Below are 5,165 nucleotides of genomic sequence, written 5' to 3'. Positions count from 1 at the left end.
GCATCTGGCGGTTCCGCAGCACCTCCTCCTTGCCGACGATCGCGATGTTGTTCTCCGCCTGGCAGGCGGTGTTGCAGGCGTTGCAGCCGATGCAGGAATTGAGGTTGATCGCCATCGCCCAGGCGTTCCGCTTGTACTCGTAGGGCGGATAGAGCGATTGGTCGGGTTCCGGCCTTTGCGCGAAGCCCGGATTCTCCTTGAACTCGTCCAGCGGCGCGGAACGCACGACGTCCTTGGATTCGATCATCTGGTGGTTCTGGGTGGCGGCAAGGCGGACGCTGTCGCCGGTCGGGCGCAGTTCCAGGCCCGTGAAGCGCCAAGGCGACGCCAGCGGCCGCACCCGGAAGGCGTCGAACCCGATATTCCGGCCGATCCGTCCGGCGACGCTGCGGCCGAAGCCGAAGGGCAGGGTGACGCAGTCCGGTGCATGGCCCGGCAGAATCCAGACCGGCGCCCGGACCACGCCCGCCGAGGTCGTGAGTTCGACCACCTGCTCGTTGGCAAGGCCAAGCCTGCGGGCGGTTTCCGGGGAGAGCAGGGCCGCGTTGTCCCAGGTCAGCGTGGTATGGGGGCGCGGCAGTTCCTGAAGCCAGCCGTTGTTGGCGTGGCGGCCGTCGCGCAGCCAGGGATCGGGGCGGAACAGCGCCGTCAGCGTCCCGGCGTCCGGCTGGTCCGGCAAGCTGGGCAGCCGCTCGGCGAGACCGGGCATGACCCGGACCTGGACCGGAGCCGCGGCGGTGTCGGCGACGACCCCGGTGCGGACGCTGTCCGCCCAGAAGGCGTAGAAGTCCGCGATGCCGCGCTGGCGGGCACGCTCCCTCCAGGCCTCGCGCAGGATCGAATAGGCATCGGGGCGCGGTTCGCCGCCGAGCACCGCGAGCAATTCGTGCGGCGACCAGCCGTTCCACAACGGCCTAAGCTGGGGCTGGAGGATGGTGACGGTGCCGTCATACGCGCGGGCGTCGCTCCACCGCTCGAACTCGTGCGCTTCCGGCACGTGCCATGTGCAGAGCGCCGCCGTCTCGTCGACGTGGGTGCCCAGATGGACCGACATAGGAACCTTTGCCAGAGCGATCGCGAAGCTGAGATCGGCGGGTGCTGTGAAGACCGGGTTGGCCTCCATGATCAGCAGGGTATCGACGGCGCCCGCCGCCATGTCGCGCGTCAGGTCGGCAAGCGATTGCGCGGGATCGACCGGTTCGGCCTCCACCGGATCGATATGGGTCACCGTGTTGCCCGGTGCTTCGAGCGCCTCGTTGATCGCGTGGACCAGGGCATGGATGGCCGCGGATTGGGCCGGCCCGGCATGGACCAGGGCGGCGCCCCGATGGGCGGCGAGGTCACGGGCGACCGGCGCCACCCAGGCGGGGCCGGTGCCGCGCCATTCCGCCGGTCCCGCGTCCAGTTCCGCCGCAAGCGCCCTCATCGCCGCCTCGATCTCGTCAGGGCGGGCGACGAAGCGGTGGTCGGCCCGCGAGCCGGCCAGCGTGGGCACGCTTTCGACGGCGTAGAGCCGGTTCATCGCCGCCGGATCGCCTTCTTCCGGCGCCCGCCGGCGGCGGGCAAAATCGCGGGCGTAGCGCAGATGGCCGGGAGCGCCGTCCAGGAAGTCGCTCTCGACCGCCACGATCACGTCGGCCCGGTCGAGGTGCAGGACGGTATCGACCCGCCGGCCGAAGGCCATGACGGCGCCGACGGCCGCATTGCCGGGCGCTTCCGCTTCCCAGCGGTGCCAGCGCAGGTCGGGGAAGCGGCGGCGCAGCCCGTCGATCTGGGCCGCCAGGGTCGGGGAGGTGACGGTGCCGGTCAGGATGCGCAGGCCCCGGCCTCCCGTTGCTGCGAGTTCGGCCGAACGGGCCGCGAGCGCCGCGACGAACCCGTCCTCGCCCGCGATGTGCCCCCGGGTCGTCACCGCCTGCGACCGGTCCGGATCGTAGAGGTCGAGGATGCTGGCCTGGATGATGCTGTCCGAAGCGCCCAGGCTTGCGGGGTGGTCGGGATTGCCTTCGACCTTCAGCGGCCGGCCCATCTGGTGGGTCAGAAGCACGCCGTCGGCATAGCCGCCGCGCGTCACCGCCGTGGCATAGGTCCGAGCCACTCCGGGGACAAGCCCCTCCGGCATCTCGACATAGGGGACGGCCTCCTCCGCGCCCCCGGCCGGTCCGCAGGCGGTCAAGCCCGCGAGTGCGAAGGAGGCTCCCATCAGTTCCAGGAACCGGCGGCGGCCTACCGTCACCTCGTTCAGGGCCGGAAGTCCTGGAAACTCCCGCTGAAGCATCGCCGCGAACTCCGGCTCCGCCGCCAGCTCGTCGAGGCTGCGCCACAGCTCCCGGCTGTCGTCGTTCAACGGTGGCATACCGAGCAATCCGTCAGGGTGGCGGGATGGATGTCGTAGGCGGCCAGGAGCTGTTCCCCCGTGGGCGTTTCCGGCGTCGGTTTCCAGTTCGTGCTGAAGACCTCCCCGCGCGGGCGGAGGTTCGGGGCAGGGTCCGTGGCAGGTCGTACAGCCGACACCCTTGGCGACATGGATGCTGTGGTTGAAGAACACGTAGTCGGGCAGGTCGTAGACCCGGTTCCAGCGGATCGGCTCGTCCCGCGCCAAGCTTTGGCGGACCGGCGCCAGCATGTCGGCATTGGTCCAGAGCTGCGAATGGCAGGTCATGCAGGTATGGGTCGGCGGCAGGCCTGCATTGGCCGAAATCTCGACCGAGGTGTGGCAATAGCGGCAGTCGAGGCCAAGGCCGCCGACATGGTGCTCGTGGCTGAAGGGAACCGGCTGCGGCTGAACGAAATCGACACGCGTGTAATAGTTGATGCTGGGAAAGATCCAGCCGGCGCCGGCGAGCGTCAGCAAACCGGCGCCACCCCCGTACAGGACGAGCTTGGTGATCAGGTTGGCCTTGGGACCGAAGACCGCCGGCATTTATCAGGCGCAGTCCGGCCGTCGCTGGCCATTCCGGCGGGGCTCGGAGAGCGGAAAATCGGTTCGCATATCAAGACTCGGCTGCTGGCTCGGGCAGGATCAAGCGGCAGGGCTGGAGCGCCCCCGCGTGGGTTATGTCTGCTCCTAGAACTGACCAGAGCCGGATAAGTGTCAGCCGATCGTGAAATTTAATGTTCGACGAAATTCTCAGTGACTACCTTTTGGAGGCGGGGCAGGGGAGGTGGACGCCTTCGGGCCGGACAGCGCATCATCGTCGGGATGGCTGGTGTGGCCCGCATCGTGGACGATGCGGCTCCTGCCGGTGGCGTCCCGGTAGACCACGCCGATGCGGTCGATCAGCACCAGCGCCAGGGCCGCCAGGATGAAGGTGACGAAGATGGCGAGCTTCCACATCAGGTCGTGGCTCCGGTACTGCTCGACATCGATCAGCACCTTGAGCAGGTAGATCGACGAGATCGTGATGATGGTGGCGCCGATCTTGATCTTGAGCGCCCCGGGATCGAGCTGGGCCAGCCAGGAGATCGCCATGTTGCTGTCCGAGACGATCGGACCGACGAAGTTCTCGTAGTTGCTGATGATGACCATCACCGCCAAGCTCGCCACCAGGGCGAAGTCGATCAGCGACAGCATGGTGGCCAGCGCCTCGACGCCGGACATTTCGTCGTAGCTCAGCGCCATGGCGTAGATCATCCGGGCATAGACGGCGGCGTAGATGCCGAGCGCCACGATCAGCCCGAGATAGAAGACGACCAGGATGTAGCGGCTGAGCACTATGACGCGCCCGATCAGGCGGCCGATGCGGGGAGTGGCCCTGTCGCGGGGCTCCATGACCGGGATCGGCAGGGTCGGCGCCTGGCGGTGCCTCACCGGCTCCAGGCCGACCGGATCGTGATACGTCGGTGGCCGGTGCATGAGCTGTTTTTCCATTGTCAGACCGCCAGGACCTTGGCGACTTCGTTGAGCTGTACCAGGGCGCGCAGAAGATAGAAGCCCTGGCTGCCGAGATGGCTGGCGAACAAGCGGCTGTCGGGCGGCGCGTCGAGGACGACCGCGGGCTGGAGTTCGGCCGCCTCGCGCAGGCCGACCATGGCCTGACCCCATACGGCCTGAAGGTTGCGCTCCTGGATGACGCGCTCGAAGTCGTGGCCGATCTCGCGGAGCAGCAGGTAATAGGCGTAAAGCTTGCCTTTGGTCTGGTAGAACAGGTCATCGGACGACTGGTTGAGGATGAAGCCGCTGGAATGCTCGAGATGGGCGTCGATCTGCGCCGACTGGGAGCCGAGATCGGCGGCGACGCGGAGAACCGTCGCGGCGAGGCTGTCGGCCCGGCGGTCGAACACCGCCTCGCCGGCCGCAAGCCGGGTGTTGTAGGACACCAGCGCGTTCAGGGCGGCGCGGTACTGGTCCTCGCTGGGAATGGTCGGCATGGTCGACTTGCTGAAGTCGAAGATCCAGATGTTGCCGGGGAACTGAAGCAGGCCGGCGGCCCGCTCCAGGTCGGGGTCTGCCTGGGACGATCCGCGCGAGCGGCCGAGCTGGTCGAGCATCTCGAACGACAGCCGGCCGATGGCGCTGATGATGCCCTGCTGGAAATTCGGCGTGTTGTCGAGCAGCCCGTCCGGCGTGAACCACGGGTCGTTCGGCTGCCACTCGTGAAGCACGACCTCCCGCTCGATCAAAGCCGCCGCCATGTCGATCGTGTAGCTGCCGCCGGCGGTCGGTGCGGGAGCGATGAAGCCGGTGTCGTCGTCGATCCTGTGATAGGCGAAGCTGCCGACGCCGACATAGGCGGTAGCGAGAGCGGCGGTGAGCAGCAGGCCGCGACGCAGCCCCTGCTGCCAGCGGGTTCCGAGCAGGGCGCGGGTCCACCGGCGCGTCGAGGAACGGGACAGACCACTAAACATGGTGATGGGATCCGTTTTCCTGTTGCGTGCCTTGGCATTGGGATTGGCAACTTCCAGGAGACAGACCGTGAAGGCCTGTCTCCTGGAACTGGCTCAGGTGGCGTGGGGGTCTGGCCCTGCCGGATGCGAGGGAACGAAAAGACGCCGGATGCCGGCGGCGGCCACGGCGGCCCCGAGGATGACGTGGGTCCACACGGCTGTTGCGGTCGCACCGAAGCCCAGAATCCAGGGGGCGGCGAGGGTGAGAAGGCCAAGCGCGAGGTAGGCCCATTTGCCCGGTCCATCCGCAAACTCGGTGCAGCGCGAGGGGACTGTAG

4 protein-coding genes are annotated in these 5,165 nt (G+C 67.8%); all 4 read right to left on the bottom strand.

The annotated features are described in order from the left end of the window. A partial coding sequence (locus tag AC5JJ6_RS40690) for a TAT-variant-translocated molybdopterin oxidoreductase (protein ID WP_496047514.1) occupies positions 1 to 2,923 on the bottom strand: 2,923 nt, incomplete at its 3' end. A 207-nt stretch (positions 2,924 to 3,130) separates the two neighbouring features. Continuing rightward, entirely contained in the window at positions 3,131 to 3,871 is a 741-nt protein-coding gene (locus AC5JJ6_RS40685) for a YqhA family protein (RefSeq protein ID WP_496047513.1), read from the bottom strand. 2 nt (positions 3,872 to 3,873) lie between these two features. Continuing rightward, positions 3,874 to 4,848 (bottom strand): DUF2333 family protein, encoded by a 975-nt coding sequence (locus AC5JJ6_RS40680; RefSeq protein ID WP_496047512.1) that lies wholly within the window; start codon positions 4,846 to 4,848, stop codon positions 3,874 to 3,876. A 93-nt stretch (positions 4,849 to 4,941) separates the two neighbouring features. After that, the coding region (locus AC5JJ6_RS40675; RefSeq protein WP_496047511.1) for an SPW repeat protein at positions 4,942 to 5,165 on the bottom strand (224 nt) is incomplete at its 5' end.

This window comes from Skermanella sp., assembly GCF_059503625.1.
This window is presented reverse-complemented; position numbering and strand designations above follow the sequence as displayed.